Here is a 19137-nt window from a genome sequence, read left to right as displayed (position 1 = left end):
TAATTAAGGAGCATCTCAAGGAATAAATGAAGGAATCTTTGAATTAATAGCATTTCTTTGGACGTACATCCTCATTGAGGTCACTCAAAATAAAGAAAAAGCTCCTAGTAGGTCTAAACTAGGAGCTATATTATTGCTTGGTAAGAGCAGTATATGCATTTCTAATTATCTGTTTCCTCCACTTGAAGAATTAAGCTGTTAGTCTTTAGATCTAAGTTCCATCAATAGTTGCAATCTCAATAATAAGTTGTAAGACGAAATTAAAGTTATAGCTTAAGGCAAGGAAGCAATATATAGAATGTGTAATTAATGTTGTTTAAGTATATATTAGCTGACACAAGCTTACAGGTATCAGTTTATGCGCAAGCAAATATTGTCACTTTTAACATTGGTTGTACCAGTCACGCTGACACTCACCAGTTGCAGTACTCCAACTACTGACCAATATGAAGCCACAGCACTTACTAGTTATACTTGGCAAGTAAAATATGCCTATAACTTAACTACTGAAAAATCACCGCGTCTTGAAACCTTTGCTACTACCTCTTTGCTCAATCGCAATGGCGTAAAGCCTTCTGGTGCAGTTATTGGGCCTGATGATCAAGGTTTATGGTGGCCAACTCTACCACCACGACCTTCTGTTGATGAGGTGGAGCAACGGCAAAAATCCCAAGAACAGGCGAGCAAACCCGAATTATTGAAAGCTGTGGAGTACAAACTAATGTATAGAGTTGGTGAGCAACAGCGGACATTACCTACTAATTATCAGGTTTATCGACAAGTAGTGAAGGCGTATCCATCGCGCACCCCTTTGCAGTTGACTTTAGGAGTAGGTGATAATTCTGTTGAGAAAGCTGAACCTGCTGGTAATGAATAAAAAACAGAGATTGCTTGGAGGCGATGGTTTTAATCCAAAATCCAAAATTGATATGAGAGATTGGAGGCGATCGCTGTTAATAATACATTTGCACTAATACGCTAATACTATTTATACAATCTATCTAAAATTTGATACAGTTGTCAGATAATACATAGACGGTAAATTTTAATTAATTTCACTCCATAAATTTTTACTAGATGTCAAGCTATGATTGCTCAACACTACGATTTAATTCACGTTGAAAACAACCTGCTTAGACAAATCAAAATTAAAGAAAATCAGTTAAAAATTGCACAAGAATCTAATATGCCCTATGTAGCGGAAGCATTACAGAGGCAATTACTAGAATTACGGTGTCAATCTTCAGAGCCGCAAGACTTTGAATTTAAAGCATTAATGAGTTTATTAGATGATTAAATTTATTGATTTCATAACATAATCAACCCCAATCGCACACCCACGCTCACAGCCTGAGTGCGGGTTGAAACACCAAGCTTGTGAAAGATAGAAGAAATGTGAAACTTTACGGTATGTTCTGAGATCTGCAATCTTTTAGCGATCGCCTTATTTGCCAATCCAGAAGCGAGCATTTCTAAAACTTCGATTTCCCGCGGCGTCAAAGCTTGGATGGAATTGCTTAAACTTGTGTCACGGATACTATCTTTTAAAGATAATAAGGACTCAAGGACGTCAGGGTGCAAAACTACCAAACCTAAATTTACTGACTCCACAGCTGCAATAATTTCTGATTCGCTACTGGTTTGGGGCAATATACCTCGAACACCAGAACGTAGTGCCTCTGCTAAGTGAAGGCTGTCGAGTTCATCAGCAATTAATAGCCAAGCACAGGAATACGTTTCCTCTTGGTTAGGAAACAATGTTTCCCAATCCCATTTCTGTAGATAGCCACTCAAATCTAGCAGCACCACATCAGGTTGTAATTGTTCAATTTCTCTTGTTAGTACATTTAAGTCAGCTATGCTGTCTACCACCATGATTTTGGAATCAGTTACCAACATTGCTGACAACCCTGCCCGCACCAAAGGTGATGCAGCAACTACCAGTACCCGAATCATCTTTTCTCCACAGGATTTTTAGCATCAGGCTGTGGATGGCTTTCACTACGAAGAAAACGCTTAACTGTTGAACTGGGAATTGCTACACCCAAACCATTCACAATCATGGTATTAATTCCAACAACATGACCGAGACAGTTGGCAAGAAGCCCGCCAGAATTGCCAGGAAACAAGTGAATATCCGCCATCAGTAATCGTTCCTTCTTCGCAGAAACAATCCCTGTAGTGACTGCACCTTTGTCTGCAAATGGATTTCCCACCGCTACAACCAATTCTCCTACGCGCAATTCATCTGTATTCCCAATAGTTGCAGTGGGTAGATTGTTGGCAGTAATTGTGAGGGCAGCTAAATCCAACTCTGGGTCAATTTTGCTACGTATAGCCGTAAATACTCGTCCATCTGCAAGTTCAACAATCGCACGTCTACTAAAAGCAACATGGGCGTTTGTAATGATCAGGCTACCTGGAAAAAGCGGGGAAGACTGCCAAATTACACCGGAACCTCCAGAAAAATAACTGCTATGCACCTTCACAGTGATATCACGTAGCTTATTTCCCAAATGTGCAAGTTCATCAGCGATGTTAGTCAATGTTGTGGTATTCATATGTGTCTTGAATGTTTAGTGGTCAATTGGCAATTAAGTAGCTCTTTTTGAAGTGCGTACACTAAAGGCAGGGAACAGGACAATTAAACTCATCTGTCTCCTATCCCCCCTAGCCCTCTACTTACTCTGTTGCTCGTTCGCCTACAACGATCACTAATTCCATCAACACTCCACCTCTGACAAGTTGCATTTTCACAGTTTTGCCAATGCGATCGCTATAATTTAGCAGTGCTAGCACATCAGCCGTATCGGTTATAGGATTGCCATCAAACGCTACTAAGACATCTCCGATTGTGACACTAGCTTTGTCAGCAGGACTATTTGGCTCAACATTGACCACAATTACCCCAGTCGTAGCAGATAAGTTGAGCGCGACTTGCAAATTTTTTGGTAACTGTACTGGCTGCATTCCTACACCCAAGTAACCGCGTGCAATCCTTCCAGCAGAAAGCAACTGCTGTACTACTCGATTCACTGTCGTAGCAGGAATAGTCAGAGTTGTACCCCGCCGTCCTGACGTGTTCATACCTACCACAGAACCAGTTGCATCTACAAGCGGCCCACCTGCAAAACCTGGGTAAAGGGTGATATCTGGGCGGATAAACTGGTCGATATTACCGCCACTCATACTCCGCCAAGCACCACTAACCGCACTTACAGTACCCATTGCAGCCCTAATGTCTCCGTCGCTGCTTCTTGCCAATCCCAGTACTAGATGTCCAACTTTGAGGGTTTTAGCATCGCCAATTTGTGCCACTGGGATGTCTGCATTTTCTAGTTTAAAGACGGCGATATCAGTACTAGGATCGTGACCCAGGAGTGTTACTGGTAGCTTGCGATCGCCTGCCAAAGTTACGGTGATTTCGTCATAGCGTTGAAGTGACTCATCTGAGGTGACAATAATACCATTACGCCAGTGGATACCACTAGGAGAGATGCGGGTACCAGCATTGACTGCTACTACTGTTTTTTCTACCTGCTCTACGATGGCAGCGACACTATTAGATAAATCTAGTAATGAAGACATAAATTTTTCCACAAATTTTCCTAGATGCTCAAATTGTCCCGTTTTGTCTCCAAAAATGGCATCGGAAAATTGGGCAGAATTTCACCTAGAAAAATGGGTAGGGATAGCAAAAAATACAAATAGACTCTATATTATGCTAATGGCAGCGAAAACCGAAACGTACTTCCTTTGTCTAGCTCACTTTCTACTTGAATCTCACCTCCCTGCAACTCAACTAAACTACGTGTGATGGCCAGACCAACCCCAGTACCGCCAGGACTGCGGGCGCGGGAGCGTTCTGATCGCCAAAATCGGTCAAAGACAAAGGGTAAATCTTTCGCCTTAATACCATGACCTGTATCAATAACTGCAATCCATAACTTGGGAGGTTCACTCCAAACTCGTACTGTAATAGATCCCTTAACAGTGTAGCGCAACGCATTGCCAAGTAGATTGACCATAATTTGCTCAACTCGCTCAGGATCAGCAGACACCAGAGGCAAATTGGGCAGACACTCCAAACGCAGTACAGGGCCATCTTCTACTAGTTGATCAGCGAATCGCTGAATCAGGGATAGCAGGAGTGGAGATAGATCGATAGGTTGAATATTGATGGGTAAATACCCTGCCTCCGCTTTAGATAGTTCTTGAACATTATGAACCAAGCGACGTAATCGAGTTGTCTCTGCAGCTAATCGCTGAAATACTTCTGATGAGGATTCGATGGTGCCATCTGCCAAACCCTCCAGATAACCCTCTAAAACTGTTAATGGTGTACGTAGCTCGTGGGTTAAATCTACTATAAGTTCTCGACGGCGCTGTTCTACATCTTCAAGGTTTGATGCCATTCGGTTAAAGCTGTTAGCAAGGCGGTTCAACTCTAAAATTTCACTATCAGTGACACGCGCTTTTAAGTTTCCCTGAGCAAATTGCTGAGTAATTTTCTCCATCTGAACTAAGGGTTGTACGACGCGCTTGGCAACAATGTAACTCAAACCACCTGACACCGTTGCACCCATCAGCAGTGACCACAAAGCTCCCCGGCTCCAAGCTGACTCAAACTTCCAAATCAGATCGCTGCGAATTTCACTGAGGTCAAATCCTCGTCCTTCTAAACGCTTTAAATGTAGGTCAAACAGATGAGGCGAGAATACTCTGCCCACTATAACAAGGGTTGCCAACCCAACTAACATTACAACAATGTGGGAAAGCAGTAATCGCGATCGCAAGCTGAGTTTACTCACAATTTATCCTAAAATAACTGGGTCTTCAAACTTATAACCCACTCCAATTACAGTTTTAACAAAAGTTGGATTAGCCGGATCAGGTTCTATTTTTTTCCTAAGACGTGCGATGTGGGTATCAACAACTCGATCTTCGCCATAAAAGTTACTGCCCCAAAGTTTGTCAATTAGTTGAGTTCGATTCCAAACCCGACCGGGGTAACTCATAAATGTTGCTAACAGTTCAAACTCCAAGTTTGTTAGATCCAAAGGAGTTGATTGATTTGTATTTATAATCCGTCTTGCCGAGCGTTGTTCGAGATCAATGATAAAGTGTTGAGTCTGGTAAATTTGACTTTGGTTACCGTGACGTAGTGTCCGTCGTAGGAGCGCTCGCACACGAGCTACTAGTTCTTTTGGGCTGAAGGGCTTGATCACGTAGTCATCTGCTCCAGTGGACAAACCAATAACGCGATCAATTTCCTCACCTTTAGCTGTCAACATAAGGATATAAGGATCTTTGGAACTTGGTTGCTGTCGAATACGTGCGCAAACTTCTAATCCGTCCAAACGAGGAATCATCAAATCCAGAATAATCAAGTCAGGTTTTTGCTCCTGAAACATCTCAATTGCAGTTGCTCCATCTCGACAATGGCGACAAGAAAATCCCTCTCTTTCCAAATAAAGTTGAATTAACTGAGCAATCTCAAGCTCATCCTCAACAATCAAAATCTCCATTAGCCTGATGAAAGTTTTTCTGTCGATAATCATACAGTAAAGCATGGATTCTTTGAAGATTTCGCAAAGAACACAATGATAACTACAAAGAAATTACAAAAGCTAATTTACAGTGACATCAAATAATTACTTAATAGCCAGTAATATCCTGTAGCTTTCATTAATTTATATAAACGCTAACCCAGTTTTAATCTCATATTAAAGCTAATAAATATGTCACAATATCGTCACAGAAATTACACATGAATGTAAAAAGGAAAGTGTAGATTCACAGATAACAAAATAACTAATAATTTCTATAGTAAATTAGATTCGCTTTTCTTCATTTTTACACTATTATACTCAAGTTTTTAATTTTCTGTGCTTTAGAGTTCTCATTAGGTTCTAATCTTACTTTTTCATTGAATTTAAAAATAATTCACTCTTCTTAGAGGCAAATGAAATTGGAGCAACTCAACCAACAGACAGAGCAACAGAAAGCCCTCTCTGTCGTGAATGCCAAAAATAAATTACTCACTATTGCTATTCCCACCTATAATCGTGCCGAATTACTTGACCAACAGTTAGCATGGTTGATTCAAGATATTAATGGATTTGAAGAAGAATGCGAAATTTTTGTTTCTGATAACTGTTCAACTGATAATACTCAAGAAGTTATACAAAAATGGCAGAAAAGTTCTAGAGGCATTACATTTAGAACCAATATAAATTTAGAAAATCTTGGTGTAATGCCAAATATTATTCATTGCTTAAAATCTGCGCAAACAAAATTTATTTGGGTCATCGGTGATGATGATCATATTCAGAATCAAACGATTTCATATATTATTAGTAAACTGAAAAAATACGATAATTTATCACTGATTTTTCTCAATTTTTCTGGTCGTAATAAATTTACTAATGAACCTGTTCACCCACCAAAAATAGTTGGGAACCGTTGGTTTGATGTTGATAGTGAAGATAGTCATATTGATGGCAAAGCTATATTTGAATACTGTTTTTCAAAAAGCGTGGGTGCAGTGATTTTTCTTACTGCTTCTATATACCGAACAGATCTAGTACAAAGCGCTCTTCAAAGCTGGGAAAATGCTGCAAATAATTGGATATCTTTGGCATATTTAGCAGGTTACTGTGCTGCAAATGGGAGAGTAGTTGTCACTAAAAATACATATATAGAATGTATTGTCGGTATGAGTTATTGGCAGAAAGAGCCAAAATCTGCATTATTAATGCAGTACAAACACATATCTGATGTTCTGCTAAAACTAGAGAAAAATGGTTATTCTAAGCAATTTTGCAGGTGGATGATTTTAAAGAACTTCCAAGAAGTTAATTTGAGGGTTTTCTTCGGTGCATTTAGGAGATGGCCTATATTCACTATCAAAACGATAGTTCCTTTTTTAACTTTAGTTATTTTATCTATTTTTGATGTGGGACTATTCAGTAACTCAAAATTGCATCACAGAGCCATCGGTTTAGAACAGAAAAAAGGATTAATTTATTAGAGCAACAATCATAATTAGTATTATTTACATATGATTAACAAGATTTTGAGTAAACTATCTGAATTAAGATCTGAGTTAGATTATAGAGTCGCGCTCTCCAAATATGCACGAAAATTGCCTACTTTGGAAGAGCGTGATCACCTAATAGTTGAAGCTCTCAAACGAGACGGAGCTTATGTTACTTCCTTGGAAGAGTTGGGATTAGACTCTACTAATAGTCTTCTGCAAGCAGCACATACTCAATTATCTAGAATGTCGGCGGTAAATAACAACCATATAGCTGAAAAGTTACCACAGATTTACACAGTGACGGATTTACTAGAATTTTCTCAGTGGGGACGAGAACCAAGACTACTCTCTATCGTTGAAAACTACATCGGACTTCCTATTGCCTTTCATGGAGTGCATTTACGCAAAGACTTTCCCAACAAAAATCAGTTTGGTATACTCCTTTGGCACAAAGACTCAGAAGACCGACGGATTCTTAAAATTATTATATATTTAAGTGATGTAGAAGCACATCATGGGCCTTTTGAATACGTACCCCCACCTTTAACCTCATTATTTAGCTTGAATTATTACCGGATTTACCACAAGCTTCGGCAATCTGGTTATTTAGGCATTAACAATGAGCAGTTGAAGGACATTATTCCTGAAAAAAACTGGAAATCATGTGTGGGAGCAGCAGGTACAGTCATTTTTGTAGATACAAAAAGAGCCTTGCATCATGGAACTCTACGGACACACGACAGATCAGCGCTCTTTTTTGTTTATACTGCTAATCCCCCCAAACGACCAGAATTATGTACCCAATACTGGGATAATACTTTTGCTAAACCAGAGTTACATCTAGAACCTGATTTAACTTAAATTTTTCAATTTTTCTAACTCTACTTTCAATACATGAGCAAAAGTGAGAATTAATATCATGCTTCATTAAAAATTTTAAATATGGATAAACTCACTATTGCTACACTTACATACAACTGCGAATATTTACTAGATAAACAACTGGCGTAGTTAGCTAATATAAATTTATAGTGGTATAAACTATAAACCTAATAAACTATCTACCCTGCGTTTGCAAAAAATGCTGCCGTTTGAGATAGCAGCGCTCACATGAAAATCAAAAGCTAACTAGAAAAAAGATAGTATCTTTAATTTTTGCTCAAAGGCACTGACATAAGTTAGACATATCTACGTCATATGAAATTAATAGCGTGAAAGTATTATTGTTTATGATTTTTCAGTTAAACCTGAAAAAATAGAACATAAATTAGCACACTTAAAAAAAGATTTATAAATTCAGTTATAACTATGCCTGCTTTTTTCTTTGCTATGGTTTTTATCGGCTTAATAGCTTTGTCTGGTTGGGCTGCGATCGCCTACTTGTTTCCTAACAGCCATTCTCAAGACTAAACTCTACTATTATATACTCATGTATAGATATTTGTATATCCAAATTAAGAAAAAGTAAAATTTGCTACAAATATATAAATTTTCTATTGCTTATTTCATTTTATTTTTAAAAATTTATACTTGAACCGCAACTGGAATAATTTTGCGAAGATACTCCTATTCCAATCTTCTAATCAATACTCTCATTAAAATAAATTTTAATTAAGTGAAAGTACTGTTGTAGCGTGCTTCTGAATTCCATTAGCATTTATCTCAAATAGATCAGCCTTGGATAAAGAGTGACATACATAATGGTTCTACCAGAATTATTAGCTATGGCTATATTTGGGCTAAGTACAATACCCAGAGCCTTGTACGGCTTATATACAAAATCCCGTGAGCAATAAATAATGACCAAAATATGTGGTTGTTAGCTGCCAAGAAGCTCACAACTTTAGTATTAGCAACTATTGAAGCTTGAAATCGGGTAATATAAGTTATTTTACTGAAGAATAAAAACTTAAGGAGTGTTGGCAGTGGATAGGATACAATTAGCTCTAGTTGTTAGTTATTTAGTCACAACTGGCTACTTTTCTCTCACTTACTTAAGATTTTCTCTACGTCATCCTACTTGTTCTCCAGAAGAAAGTTTTCTATCTCTAGTAATGTTTGTGCTGACAACCATTTTATGGCCCTTATTGATTCCCATATCTTTGGTACAAACATTTAAACTCAAGGAATTTAAATTCAGCACAGTAGTTCCCGTGCTTGTAGCCATATCTGCATTTGGCCTTGTGCTTCACATGGCATAGCTGGGTTTATTATGTAGTTTGATGTATATACATTAATTTATTGGTGTCTAAGTTTAAATCAAATCAGCCTTATTTGACATTCAAGCCTCTCTGAGCATTTTAAAATGCTAGGTGATTACAAATCATGGAAGAGGTAAGTCATGGGATCTGCTGACATACAGGGAAAATTATGGGGAGCAGCAGCCGAAGATTGGGCTAATTATCAAGAAGCTACCTCTGTTCCACTTTGGCAAGATGTTTTGTATGCTATTCGTGCTGGAGAAGGCATGAAGATTCTCGATGCTGGATGCGGTGCGGGTGGTGCGTGCATGGAAGCTGCCAAGCTTGGATGTGAGGTGACAGGTGTTGATGCTAGTGCTTTGCTGTTGGCGATCGCACGTCAACGATTACCTCAAGCACGGTTTGAACAAGGCGATTTGGAATCACTGCCCTTAGGTAATGAGGAATTTGATGGTGCGATCGCACTCAACTCAGTTATGTATGCTAGCGATATGGAGCAAGCGATTAAAGAATTGGCAAGAGTAACTCGCTTGCACAAAAGAGTGGCGATCGCTTCTTGGGGCAAACCAGAAGACTGCGAAATGAGAGATGTCTTTAGTAGAATAGTCAATATTTTACCTTCTAAACCGTCGGGAGGTGGCCCTTTTGCGCTCTCTGCACCCGGAGTATTGCCAGCACTGATTGAAAATTCGGGATTGCGTTTTGTAGAACAGGGTGAAACTCGTTGTGATTTTAGTTACCCTAACATAGATATATGCTGGCGTGCTTTGTCTTCGGCAGGTTCTTTGCAAGCAGCCATGAATGCAGTTGGAGAAACTGCGGTACGGGAGAAAGTCGAAGATACAGCAAAGAAATATACAGATGCTTCTGGCGCAATTACTTTTCGTAACACCTTTATTTGGGTAGTGGGGGAGCGTGTCTGATGGTTATTTTGGCTGAGGTGTAGCTGTAACAATCATCATTCCCCACAAAATACCAAATCTGACTTGACTCGCGCGACGAATTTCAAATCCTGCCGCCGTCAGCAAACGATGAAATTCAGCTTGAGAGTAGCACTGCTTGTAGGCAGGATCGAAAATTTTAAGTAAGATATCACAAACCTGACACAAAAAATAATCTCTGCACCAATCCAAAATTACCACGCAACCATCAGGTTTGAGAACTCGTTTCATTTCTGTCAGCGCTGCATCGGGGGCAACAAAGTAGTGAAAGGCACTGGCTGAGACAATGACATCAAAACTATCATCTGCAAAAGGGAGTTGTAAGGCAGAAGCAGTTTGAAAACAGACGTTATTGTACTCATGACACTTTTTTTGAGCTATTGCTAACATTTTCTGGGAAATATCCACCCCAACCATATGTTGAGTTGGATTTTCAGCTAGTACAATCTTTTCAAACTCCCCAGTTCCACAGCCAACATCTAACACAGTTGCCGATGGTGGAATCTCTGCCCAATTTTTGAGGAACAATAGCGTATTTAAAATATACCCACTCCAACGGCGATCGTAGACGCTCGCCATCTGGTTATATTGCTGGCTAACTTTAGTTTCGATCATGATGAGTTTTTCGCTTCATGTAACAACATCTGTGCAAATCGATGAGATGGATGATTAGCGGATAAACCACTGCGCCAAATCACAAACAGTTCTTTGCGTAAAGGCTTGCCATCCACATGAATCGGAATTGCTTGTAGTATACCTGCTTGAACTTCTTGAGTAATTGATTTTGACAGTACTATTGAAACTCCCAGCCCTGCTTGCACTGCTCGTTTAACGGCTTCAGTGCTACCTAATTGCATAGAAATTCGCATCTTTTTTGCAAATTGCTCGCCAAAGTACTGTTGGAGCAAACGCCCTGTACCTGTACCTCGTTCACCACCTAGCATTTCGATAGTTTCTAGATAGGCTTTGGGCAGACTGGGCAAATTACACCAAGGATGATGTGGTGGCACTATCAATACTAGTTCTTCACTTTGCCAGAGTTGAACTGTAAAGCCAGGGCGATGATCCCACCATTCCATCAGCGCTAAATCTACTACTCCAGTTTCCAGCTTTTGAGCGATCGCCGGATTTGGTTCAATTGCTAAATCAACATGGCAGGAATTTCCATATTGCTCCAAATAATGTTTTACATAGGAGGGTAAAAGGTAAATACCAATGTTAGAACTTGCTCCAATTGTGAGTTTCGAGAGTTTGAGGGCAGACACTGCTCGCTCTGTTGTCAAAACCAAGCTCTCGGCATAGGGAAGAAATATTTGGGCGGCAGAAGTCAATTGGTTGCCTTTGCGATCGCGAACTATTAATTGAGATTTGAGGATTTCTTCTAGCTTTTTGATGTGTTGGGAGACAGCAGGCTGAGAAATTCCCAGTTGTTTGGCAGCTTCACGAAAACTCCCCGTGCGCACAACTGCTAAAAAAGTTTGTACATAATCCAAATTCATTCACGTCAATATCATAACTAATTAGATTGAGCGGGGCAGTTAATTGCACCTTGGGGAGATTTACCCTGTAAAACTTGCAGAATATTTGCGGCAGCTTCTAGTGCTATGTTGCGGCGCAAATCGTCAACAGCAGAGCCGAGATGGGGCGTCAGAAAAGTTTGATTTTGATTTTCCAGTAAATACTGGGGAATATTATGGGGGCGATCGCTACGATGCCAATCTTCCATTTCAAACACATCAGCAGCATAGCCTGCCAAATGCCCAGAGGCTAGTGCTTCACTTACAGCCTGCTCGTCTACTACAGAACCGCGACAGGGATTAATTAGAAAGCTGCCTGGTTTCATTTTTGCTAAAGTATTGGGATTCATGAGATGAAATGTTTCTGGTTGTATTGGTACCATCAAGACGACAAAATCACTGGTAGTTAGTAGAATCTCAAAAGATACCTTTGATAAACCCCAAGCTAGCTCTTGCTCCTCAGGTAAAGTAACAGGATCGCAGTAGAGCAGTTGCATTTCAAATCCTGACAGGCGTTGGGCAAGGGCTTTTCCCAATATACCCATGCCTACAATTCCCAGTGTGCGATTTGCCAATCCCATTCCATATAACTGAGGTTGCCAACCAACAAAGCGATTGGCGCGAATCAGGCGATCGCCTTCTAGCATCCGACGTGCTAATCCAATTATTAACCCAACTGTGAGTTCAGCCGTAGGGGCAGCAAGCAGGGAAGGAACGATTGTAAACCAGACACCTCGACGCGTGCAGGCATCAACATCAAAATTATCGTAGCCTTTGAGGGCAGCAGCAATAACTTTGAGCTTGGGGCAGACTTGGAGAAATGCTTCATCAATGCGATCGGGCATGAATACCATTAACGCATCCGCATTTTTTGCCAGGTTCAGGATTTCCTCACGGGGTAAAGTCTCCCGGCTGGGATTGGCAATTACCTCGCAGCAACCGCTAAGATATTCAATCACTTCTGGATGCACCCAGTGAGTAATCACAACTTTGGGCTTCATAAGCAATCCTCAAACCAAACGCCGACGCAAATATCCACTAAATCCATCTACCAGCGTTACCATTGCTAAGATTACAAGTAATATCGCCGAGACTTCCTTGTAGTTAAGAATACGTAAAGCTCCAATCAATTCAAAACCAATTCCACCTGCACCAACTGCTCCCATCACGGTGGAGGCGCGGAAATTGTATTCCCAACGGTAAAGAGTAACATCTAGCATCTGTGGCAGCACCTGAGGCAAAACGCTATGGTAAATGACTTGAAAATTGTTTGCACCAGCAGCGCGTGCAGCTTCAATCGGAGCTTCATTGACATGTTCTATATATTCAGCAAAGAACTTGCCTACCATCCCAATCGAGTGCAGCCCCACTGCTAATGCACCTGGCAGCGCTCCAAAGCCAACCGCAGCAACCAAAATAATACCCATAATCAATTCTGGTACGGCTCTTAAACCATTAAAGAGCAGACGGGCAAATTGAAATACCACTGGATGAGGTGTAGTATTGGCAGCAGCCAACAATGATAGTGGCAAAGAAAAGCCTACTGCGATCGCTGTTGCGGCAATACTCATTGCCAATGTGTCAAATAGAGGCTCGATCCAACTTGCGGCTTCACTAAAGTCAGGCGGAAGCATCTGGCGAATTAGGTTAATACCACTCGGTACTCCTTTTGCCAATCGTTCCGTATCCAAAAGACCAACTAGAAAAAAAGATATCGCTACAATAACAACAACTATAGCCCCTTGTAACAAATAGCGATATCTCTGTCGCCGTTGTTCTCTCAGCAGCGTCTCAAATTTTTGGTAAGTTTTTATTGTCATGAAACTTGATATAAAAATCAGGTGAGTCAGTAGTGATGGGTAAATTATGAAATGGTATGAGATTCAAAACTATTTAGTAAACCTTTTAAATATTGGAGAGCAATGCCCACCTTACAGAAAACCGCTGTAAGATTGTTGGAGAATCTAGATTTGCACTCTACAAACGATTCTCCCAACAAGTTGCTTACTGATTCAATTTAGCTAAATCAAGATTTAAAGTTTTGCCCAAATCACGCACTACGTCATAGTCTTGATCGTCAATTGCACCAAACCCATCTGCTTTGAAAGGTTTCAAAACTTTTTCATCTTTGAGATCGAGAAATGCCAAGCGAATTTTTGCCTTTAGTTCTGGATTTAAGTCAGAGCGCATTGTCCAGGGGTATTGAGGATATGGTTTAGATTCTGCTATCACCTTAACTTTATTATTATCAATCACTTTGCGCTCAATTAGGGTTTCAAAAATTGGTTTGCTTAATCCACCAACTTGAGCATTGTTATTTTGAACTGCAACTGCAACTGCATCATGAGAACCGACAAAGGCTTCCTGATAGTCTTGTTTGGGTTGCAAGCCTTTCTCAGCCAGCATTGATTTGGGAATTAAATGACTGGAAGTTGAAGCTTGATCGCCAAATGCTACTGTTTTACCCGCAGCTTTTTCAATGGAATCAATACCGCTAGTAGTATTGGCAATAATTACTGACTGGTAGGTTGTGTCACCATCTTTTTTTAAAGCTGCAAATGGTTCAATATTACTTTTCGTTTTAGCCAATACATAGGACAACGGGCCGAAGTATGCTAAGTCTAAGCGACCATTACTTGCAGCTTCAATCATAGAAGAATAGTCGGTAGTTACTACTAATTCAACATTTTTACCCAACTTTTCTTCTAGATACTTTTCTAGCCCCTGATTATTTTTGATAATTGTTGAAGGAGTTTCATCAGGTAGCAGGGCGACTTTTAAAGTTTTGGGATCGGCGACATCGGGATCGACTACAGCCGCAGGGCTAGCACTCAGAGAAGAAGCATTAGTAGTAGTTTTATTTTCGGAGGCTTGACAGCCAACTAGCGCAAACACGGCTAATGCGACAGAGGCAAGTACTTGTTTATTGATTGCAATCGCCATTGATATTCTCCTGATAGTTGAGACAGTATGATGAATTGCTTGAAATTTCAACTGGCAACTTCTTCTAATTGATTGGGGGCTGTATCATCAGTGTTGTCGTAAATCCCATCAAGTTCGCTCTCCCCAATCTCCGCCGCACTGCCATCAAAAACTACACAACCCTGAGATAGCCCAACGATGCGATCAGCATAAGCTCTTGCTAAATCAACTTGATGCAGGCTAACGATCACGGAGATGCCATCTTCTTCACAAATCTGACGCAGAAAAGAAAGAACTTTATGAGCACTGGCAGGATCGAGACTGGCGACTGGTTCATCTGCCAGAATTAACTGTGGCTGCTGCGCCAAAGCACGAGCAATTCCTACCCGTTGCTGCTGCCCGCCACTTAAGTTATCCACTCGTACTAAAGCCTTACTCAAAAGCCCAACTCTGTCTAAACACTCTAAGGCAATGTATTTGTCTGCTTTTGGTAATGGCAATAAGCTCCGCAATATAGAATGATAAGCTAAACGACCAATAAGTACATTCTCTAGTGCAGTCTGTCGTCCAATTAACTGGTGCTGCTGAAAAATCATGCCTGTGCGTTTTCGGTGCTGATGCAACACCTTGGGTTCCTGTAGCTTTCCCAAACCTTTAATAGTTATGCGCCCTGCACTCACCTGCCTGAGTCCATTTAGACACCGAAGTAACGTTGATTTACCTGAGCCAGAAGCTCCCAAAATCACTGTAAACTGCCCTTGGTAAAAGTCCAGAGAAATTGATTTCAGGGCTTGAATTCCGCCAGAGTAAGTTACGCTCAAGCCGTCAAGCTCAATCATAATTCTTAGAAAATTACGATAGTTGGGGTAATAAATTGCAATCTCCAGCTTTACGACTGTTCCGGTTGGAAAAGCCCAAAGCTAGTCATAAATGTCTACAAGTGCGAGCGGGCACTTAAATAGAGAAGAGAGTTTGATTTAAAAACACAATCAAAAAAGAACTTTGATAACAATAAATTCTCACACTCTCTTAAAGGCTGAGTTAAGTTTTGATTGTTGTCAGATTAAAAACAACACCAAGCATGAAGTCGCCAAGCTGAAACAATCGTTCTTAAAACTTTAAGTTTAATTAAAAGTATAAAAAAATATATTTAAGCTCAGTATATTAGCGTAAAAAAAGAGCTTATACGCTTATACATAGTGGAGTGGTTGATAGATGAATATATCTTTTGTTCTAGATGTTGCGATCGCCTTAATTTTCATCTATCTAATCTTGAGCTTATTAGCTTCTGAAATTCAAGAGTTGTTAGCTACTGTGTTGCAATGGCGGGCAGCTCATCTGAAAAAGTCAATTGAAATTCTGCTGACTGGTGGCGAGGGAACCAAAAACGCTCACCAAGTCAAGGAAATAGTTCAAGAGCTTTACGAGAACCCTTTAATCAAAAATATCAGTCAAGAATCTAAAGAGGGTGTTGAGGCATGGTTGCGTCATTTGACTCGATCTATTGTCATCTTTGGTAGAAAAAGCCACCAAATTACTCTCAAGGGCAATGAGCCTTCGTATATGCCATCCGAAACCTTCGCAACTACCTTGCTAGAGAGGCTCAATCTCCCTCAATTAGCTCAGAATATGACAGCTCTTAATCTTCAGAAAATGATGAAAGAGGAAATAATTCTTAAAATAGAGAGTTACATCAGTGATAGAAATCTGCAAATCGCCGATGAAACTCGCTACACCTTAAAAAACGAGGCTGAGAGTTTGAAGCAGAGAATTAATAGCATTCGTGCAGATTTTTGCAGTTCAAAAGCAACTTTACTGACGAGTGTAAACCGACTCCGAGATGAACTAGATTCATTCATTAGCATATCTCAACTGCTTGCACCAAACTCAGTTCAAAATTATGCTACTTACGAGCAAACAGGCGATCCTGAAGTTGCAACGTTTATTACCCAACTTAAATCTCTTAAAAACGCTATTTTCTATCAGGGTAATCCTAGCTACCACAACGATTCTTACAACAATACGGATGAGTTGATCCGGCGGTTGCAGCCAAGTCTTGCCCAAGTTCTAGATCTGTTGGTGGGTGAGGTTAAAAATAAACAGAGCAAAGTGGATCGGATGAGCGAGGCTTACAAATCCTTCAAAGAGGAGTTTTGCAACCTCGACAACAACGATGAAATCTATAAAGCATACCAGGCAATCGAACAAGAAATTATCAACATTCGCGATCGCCTACCTGATTCAGTACGAGAGAGCTTTGCGGCTTTGGCAAGACGTGCTCAAGTTAATCTCAAGCGTACTCAGGCTCACGAACAAGCCATAGCAGAAGAAATTCATCAATTCCAAACCGAAATTCAAGTTTGGTTTGATAGCTCGATGGAGCGAGCATCGGGTGTTTACAAACGCAATGCCAAAGGAGTTGCTTTTGCGATCGGTTTTTTGCTTGCCATTATTTTGAATGCAGATACTTTTCATATTGTCAGTCGCCTCAGAACAGACTCTGCTCTAAGGGATATGCTGGTTAAAAATGGAGAATTAGCTACCCAAGCCTGCCCTGTTTCCAAAACTAATTCAGCTACATTGGAATGTTTCCGACAGGAAGTAAACCAGACAATCCCATTGCCAATTGGGCGAGATGCAACTAACCTCAAGCAGCAAGCTCAAGAAAGTAAGAATTGGTTGTTCCCGCCGCTGAGAAGCTTTTTGGGTTGGGTTGTCAGTGGATTGGCGATCGCAATGGGTGCGCCTTTTTGGTTTGAGCTACTCGGCAAGATCATTAATGTTCGCAACTCAGGTAAACCTCCTGTAAAAAGCACTGTTCATCAAAGCGCTGAATAGTCCGCTCTCTGCTAGAAGCTACTGCTACTCTTGAATGTGCTGATTGAGATTTTTTGCTATACTCCTAATTACAGGATTTATTTTCGGTTGAGAAATTGATTTTAGCAATTATAAAGCGTCTCTCCGAATCTAACTCTACATTTTGCTGATTTCGGAGATGAGCTATGTCGATTTATATTGGTAACTTATCCTATGAGGTTACAGAAGAAGACCTTAAGGGGGTTTTTGGTGAGTATGGTAACGTTAAAAGTGTTCAAGTACCAATGGATCGGGTAACTGGACGCCCACGCGGTTTTGCTTTTGTAGAAATGGATACAGAAGCACAAGAAACAGCAGCGATTGAGGCACTTGATGGTGCTGAATGGATGGGGCGTAATATGAAGGTTAATCAAGCTAGACCACGCCAGGATAGAAATCAAAGAAGCTATTCAGGCGGGAACTTCGGTAATAATAACCGCAATAATCGCCGCTATTAAAATTTCTAATAAAAATTTACATTAAGAGTCTCCAGCAGATCAAATAAATCAAATTGCTTGGCTCTGCTGGAGTTTTTGCTTATATGTTATGTAACTTCCACTGTTTAGCCGTAAAGGAGTAATAAGTAATGACGCAAGTAGTGCTGGGAGAGAACGAAGGGATTGAGTCAGCTTTGCGAAGATTTAAGCGCCAAGTTTCTCAAGCAGGTATCTTCCAAGATCTGAGAAAAAATCGTCACTTTGAAACTCCATTGCAAAAAGAAAAGCGTAAAGCTGTTGCTAGACGCAAGCAACGTTCGAGAAGCGGTTCTCGCTACAGATAAAACACGACAAGAACAGTTCGGTAGCAACAAGATTTCCTTTACGGAATTACAGCAATACAGGATGTATGAAGGAGTGTGCTCATAAAGTTTTGCTGATACTGTTAATTACTAAACTCTTGCTGTGCTGTTGACGGGAAAATGCTACGACTTTATCATGTTTTACTCGGTGGTGTTTTACTAGTGTTGCTACCGTTAGGAATTAAGGTTGTGAGTCCGCGTTTATCCAGAACTAATGGGATGCCAGAACAACCTCATACTTCTTCTTTAGCACCAAAATCAAATCAGGGTAATATTTGGAAGAGTATTTTGGAGCAAACGAATTCTCCTCCAGGTTGGCAAGTTGCTGCTTGTGATGGAAATGCGCCTCTAATGTGTGTATCTGCTAACGGAAAACATTTGGGTACAGTGGAGATAGGAGTTTATCCACTAGATAAACAGCAGAACTTTCAAAATCTACTGCGTCAGGCAGGGATTGAACCTGGCAAAAATATAGATTACCAAAATCCTCAATACAAAACTCAGGTATCGACAGCTTTGAATGCTTGGGTTAATGACTATTACACATTCTTATCAAAACAACGTCAAGGTAGTTACGGTAATCGCATTGGTTTTTCAACCCATCCCCCGCAACCAGCTCAGATTGGTAAAATCCAAGGACTGAGTTATGGTTTTACTGGGCTAAAGGTACAAGGCGGAGTACAGGAACACCATCTTGGTTATGTAGCCTTTGATGGTAAAAACCTTTATATGATTAGAACTGCCTTTAATCCAAGTTTAAAAACAGGCAAGTTCGATAAACTGGAAAATTTGGCGATTTTTGAACCTTATCTGCGTGCGATCGCTGCAAATTTGCGATTGCCATAATCAAAGTTAAGAG

21 protein-coding genes are annotated in these 19137 nt (G+C 40.4%); 10 read left to right on the top strand and 11 right to left on the bottom strand.

Features of this window, described 5'->3' with window-relative positions; translation table 11 throughout:
- Positions 1–358 precede the first annotated feature (358 nt).
- Together U2718_RS04705 and U2718_RS04700 are read left to right on the top strand one after the other, a co-directional pair.
- Entirely contained in the window at positions 359–877 is a 519-nt protein-coding gene (locus tag U2718_RS04705) for a hypothetical protein (RefSeq protein WP_341995522.1), read from the top strand.
- Between the two features lie 210 nt (positions 878–1087).
- Complete coding sequence (locus tag U2718_RS04700) at positions 1088–1297, top strand: hypothetical protein (RefSeq protein ID WP_016873032.1); 210 nt, start codon at positions 1088–1090, stop codon at positions 1295–1297.
- A gap of 11 nt (positions 1298–1308) precedes the next feature.
- Here the strand turns inward: U2718_RS04700 and U2718_RS04695 are convergent, their stop codons facing one another.
- The 5 genes from U2718_RS04695 to U2718_RS04675 form a co-directional block, all read right to left on the bottom strand.
- Positions 1309–1956, bottom strand: coding sequence for a response regulator transcription factor (locus tag U2718_RS04695; RefSeq protein ID WP_341995519.1), 648 nt, complete (start codon positions 1954–1956; stop codon positions 1309–1311).
- Positions 1953–2561 carry a S1C family serine protease gene (locus tag U2718_RS04690; protein ID WP_341995518.1) on the bottom strand — a complete coding sequence of 203 codons (609 nt, stop codon included), beginning with the start codon at positions 2559–2561 and terminating at the stop codon, positions 1953–1955. Before U2718_RS04690 ends, U2718_RS04695 begins: the two co-directional genes overlap by 4 nt.
- 121 nt (positions 2562–2682) lie before the next feature.
- Positions 2683–3588 (bottom strand): S1C family serine protease, encoded by a 906-nt coding sequence (locus tag U2718_RS04685; RefSeq protein WP_341995516.1) that lies wholly within the window; start codon positions 3586–3588, stop codon positions 2683–2685.
- A gap of 131 nt (positions 3589–3719) precedes the next feature.
- Positions 3720–4760 carry a HAMP domain-containing sensor histidine kinase gene (locus tag U2718_RS04680; RefSeq protein ID WP_341995741.1) on the bottom strand — a complete coding sequence of 347 codons (1041 nt, stop codon included), beginning with the start codon at positions 4758–4760 and terminating at the stop codon, positions 3720–3722.
- Positions 4761–4814: 54 nt separating this feature from the next.
- Positions 4815–5528, bottom strand: coding sequence for a response regulator transcription factor (locus tag U2718_RS04675; protein WP_341995739.1), 714 nt, complete (start codon positions 5526–5528; stop codon positions 4815–4817).
- A 437-nt stretch (positions 5529–5965) separates the two neighbouring features.
- Between U2718_RS04675 and U2718_RS04670 the strand changes: the two genes are divergently transcribed.
- The 4 genes from U2718_RS04670 (at position 5966) to U2718_RS04655 (ending at position 10166) form a co-directional block, all read left to right on the top strand.
- Positions 5966–7033, top strand: coding sequence for a glycosyltransferase family 2 protein (locus U2718_RS04670; protein WP_341995514.1), 1068 nt, complete (start codon positions 5966–5968; stop codon positions 7031–7033).
- Between the two features lie 30 nt (positions 7034–7063).
- Positions 7064–7903, top strand: a complete 840-nt coding sequence (locus U2718_RS04665; RefSeq protein ID WP_341995511.1) for a phytanoyl-CoA dioxygenase — start codon at positions 7064–7066, stop codon at positions 7901–7903.
- Between the two features lie 1064 nt (positions 7904–8967).
- The gene (locus U2718_RS04660) at positions 8968–9243 is read left to right on the top strand and encodes a hypothetical protein (protein ID WP_341995509.1); all 276 of its coding nucleotides are present in this window, start codon (positions 8968–8970) and stop codon (positions 9241–9243) included.
- A 140-nt stretch (positions 9244–9383) separates the two neighbouring features.
- Complete coding sequence (locus U2718_RS04655; RefSeq protein WP_341995507.1) at positions 9384–10166, top strand: class I SAM-dependent methyltransferase; 783 nt, start codon at positions 9384–9386, stop codon at positions 10164–10166.
- A 3-nt stretch (positions 10167–10169) separates the two neighbouring features.
- Here the strand turns inward: U2718_RS04655 and U2718_RS04650 are convergent, their stop codons facing one another.
- The 6 genes from U2718_RS04650 to phnC all read right to left on the bottom strand — a co-directional run bounded on the left by U2718_RS04650 (position 10170) and on the right by phnC (position 15462).
- Complete coding sequence (locus U2718_RS04650; RefSeq protein WP_341995505.1) at positions 10170–10799, bottom strand: class I SAM-dependent methyltransferase; 630 nt, start codon at positions 10797–10799, stop codon at positions 10170–10172.
- Entirely contained in the window at positions 10796–11683 is an 888-nt protein-coding gene (locus U2718_RS04645) for a LysR family transcriptional regulator (RefSeq protein WP_341995503.1), read from the bottom strand. Before U2718_RS04645 ends, U2718_RS04650 begins: the two co-directional genes overlap by 4 nt.
- Before the next feature lie 17 nt (positions 11684–11700).
- Complete coding sequence (locus tag U2718_RS04640) at positions 11701–12702, bottom strand: phosphonate dehydrogenase (protein ID WP_341995502.1); 1002 nt, start codon at positions 12700–12702, stop codon at positions 11701–11703.
- A 9-nt stretch (positions 12703–12711) separates the two neighbouring features.
- Positions 12712–13515: a phosphonate ABC transporter, permease protein PhnE gene (phnE, locus tag U2718_RS04635; protein ID WP_411813231.1), complete on the bottom strand. Its 804-nt coding sequence runs from the start codon at positions 13513–13515 to the stop codon at positions 12712–12714.
- 190 nt (positions 13516–13705) lie between these two features.
- Positions 13706–14644, bottom strand: coding sequence for a phosphate/phosphite/phosphonate ABC transporter substrate-binding protein (gene phnD / locus U2718_RS04630; protein ID WP_341995498.1), 939 nt, complete (start codon positions 14642–14644; stop codon positions 13706–13708).
- A gap of 47 nt (positions 14645–14691) precedes the next feature.
- Positions 14692–15462: a phosphonate ABC transporter ATP-binding protein gene (phnC, locus tag U2718_RS04625; protein WP_341995497.1), complete on the bottom strand. Its 771-nt coding sequence runs from the start codon at positions 15460–15462 to the stop codon at positions 14692–14694.
- A 376-nt stretch (positions 15463–15838) separates the two neighbouring features.
- On the opposite strand from phnC, the gene U2718_RS04620 reads away from it, so the two are divergent.
- The 4 genes from U2718_RS04620 to U2718_RS04605 all read left to right on the top strand — a co-directional run bounded on the left by U2718_RS04620 (position 15839) and on the right by U2718_RS04605 (position 19124).
- On the top strand, positions 15839–17461 hold the full coding sequence (locus U2718_RS04620) for a hypothetical protein (protein ID WP_341995493.1): 1623 nt from the start codon (positions 15839–15841) through the stop codon (positions 17459–17461).
- A gap of 164 nt (positions 17462–17625) precedes the next feature.
- A complete protein-coding gene (locus U2718_RS04615) occupies positions 17626–17937 on the top strand; it encodes an RNA-binding protein (RefSeq protein ID WP_341995491.1) in 312 nt (103 codons plus the stop codon).
- A gap of 128 nt (positions 17938–18065) precedes the next feature.
- Positions 18066–18260 carry a 30S ribosomal protein S21 gene (gene rpsU / locus U2718_RS04610; protein ID WP_341995490.1) on the top strand — a complete coding sequence of 65 codons (195 nt, stop codon included), beginning with the start codon at positions 18066–18068 and terminating at the stop codon, positions 18258–18260.
- Positions 18261–18398: 138 nt separating this feature from the next.
- On the top strand, positions 18399–19124 hold the full coding sequence (locus U2718_RS04605) for a hypothetical protein (protein WP_341995489.1): 726 nt from the start codon (positions 18399–18401) through the stop codon (positions 19122–19124).
- Positions 19125–19137: the final 13 nt, after the last annotated feature.

Origin of the sequence: Chlorogloeopsis sp. ULAP02, assembly GCF_038404745.2 — a bacterium.
Lineage (GTDB): Bacteria > Cyanobacteriota > Cyanobacteriia > Cyanobacteriales > Nostocaceae > Chlorogloeopsis.
The sequence above is the reverse complement of the archived record's forward strand: the minus strand, read 5'-3'. Positions and strand labels throughout refer to the sequence as shown.

What these genes read in the sequence shown, in the direction of transcription:
- U2718_RS04705 (WP_341995522.1), top strand. Translation starts at nt 359, where the DNA reads ATGCGCAAGCAAATATTGTCACTTTTAACATTGGTTGTACCAGTCACG.
- U2718_RS04700 (WP_016873032.1), top strand. Translation starts at nt 1,088, where the DNA reads ATGATTGCTCAACACTACGATTTAATTCACGTTGAAAACAACCTGCTT.
- U2718_RS04695 (WP_341995519.1), bottom strand. Translation starts at nt 1,956, where the DNA reads ATGATTCGGGTACTGGTAGTTGCTGCATCACCTTTGGTGCGGGCAGGG.
- U2718_RS04690 (WP_341995518.1), bottom strand. Translation starts at nt 2,561, where the DNA reads ATGAATACCACAACATTGACTAACATCGCTGATGAACTTGCACATTTG.
- U2718_RS04685 (WP_341995516.1), bottom strand. Translation starts at nt 3,588, where the DNA reads ATGTCTTCATTACTAGATTTATCTAATAGTGTCGCTGCCATCGTAGAG.
- U2718_RS04680 (WP_341995741.1), bottom strand. Translation starts at nt 4,760, where the DNA reads ATGTTAGTTGGGTTGGCAACCCTTGTTATAGTGGGCAGAGTATTCTCG.
- U2718_RS04675 (WP_341995739.1), bottom strand. Translation starts at nt 5,528, where the DNA reads ATGGAGATTTTGATTGTTGAGGATGAGCTTGAGATTGCTCAGTTAATT.
- U2718_RS04670 (WP_341995514.1), top strand. Translation starts at nt 5,966, where the DNA reads ATGAAATTGGAGCAACTCAACCAACAGACAGAGCAACAGAAAGCCCTC.
- U2718_RS04665 (WP_341995511.1), top strand. Translation starts at nt 7,064, where the DNA reads ATGATTAACAAGATTTTGAGTAAACTATCTGAATTAAGATCTGAGTTA.
- U2718_RS04655 (WP_341995507.1), top strand. Translation starts at nt 9,384, where the DNA reads ATGGGATCTGCTGACATACAGGGAAAATTATGGGGAGCAGCAGCCGAA.
- U2718_RS04650 (WP_341995505.1), bottom strand. Translation starts at nt 10,799, where the DNA reads ATGATCGAAACTAAAGTTAGCCAGCAATATAACCAGATGGCGAGCGTC.
- U2718_RS04645 (WP_341995503.1), bottom strand. Translation starts at nt 11,683, where the DNA reads ATGAATTTGGATTATGTACAAACTTTTTTAGCAGTTGTGCGCACGGGG.
- U2718_RS04640 (WP_341995502.1), bottom strand. Translation starts at nt 12,702, where the DNA reads ATGAAGCCCAAAGTTGTGATTACTCACTGGGTGCATCCAGAAGTGATT.
- phnD (WP_341995498.1), bottom strand. Translation starts at nt 14,644, where the DNA reads ATGGCGATTGCAATCAATAAACAAGTACTTGCCTCTGTCGCATTAGCC.
- phnC (WP_341995497.1), bottom strand. Translation starts at nt 15,462, where the DNA reads ATGATTGAGCTTGACGGCTTGAGCGTAACTTACTCTGGCGGAATTCAA.
- U2718_RS04620 (WP_341995493.1), top strand. Translation starts at nt 15,839, where the DNA reads ATGAATATATCTTTTGTTCTAGATGTTGCGATCGCCTTAATTTTCATC.
- U2718_RS04615 (WP_341995491.1), top strand. Translation starts at nt 17,626, where the DNA reads ATGTCGATTTATATTGGTAACTTATCCTATGAGGTTACAGAAGAAGAC.
- rpsU (WP_341995490.1), top strand. Translation starts at nt 18,066, where the DNA reads ATGACGCAAGTAGTGCTGGGAGAGAACGAAGGGATTGAGTCAGCTTTG.
- U2718_RS04605 (WP_341995489.1), top strand. Translation starts at nt 18,399, where the DNA reads ATGCTACGACTTTATCATGTTTTACTCGGTGGTGTTTTACTAGTGTTG.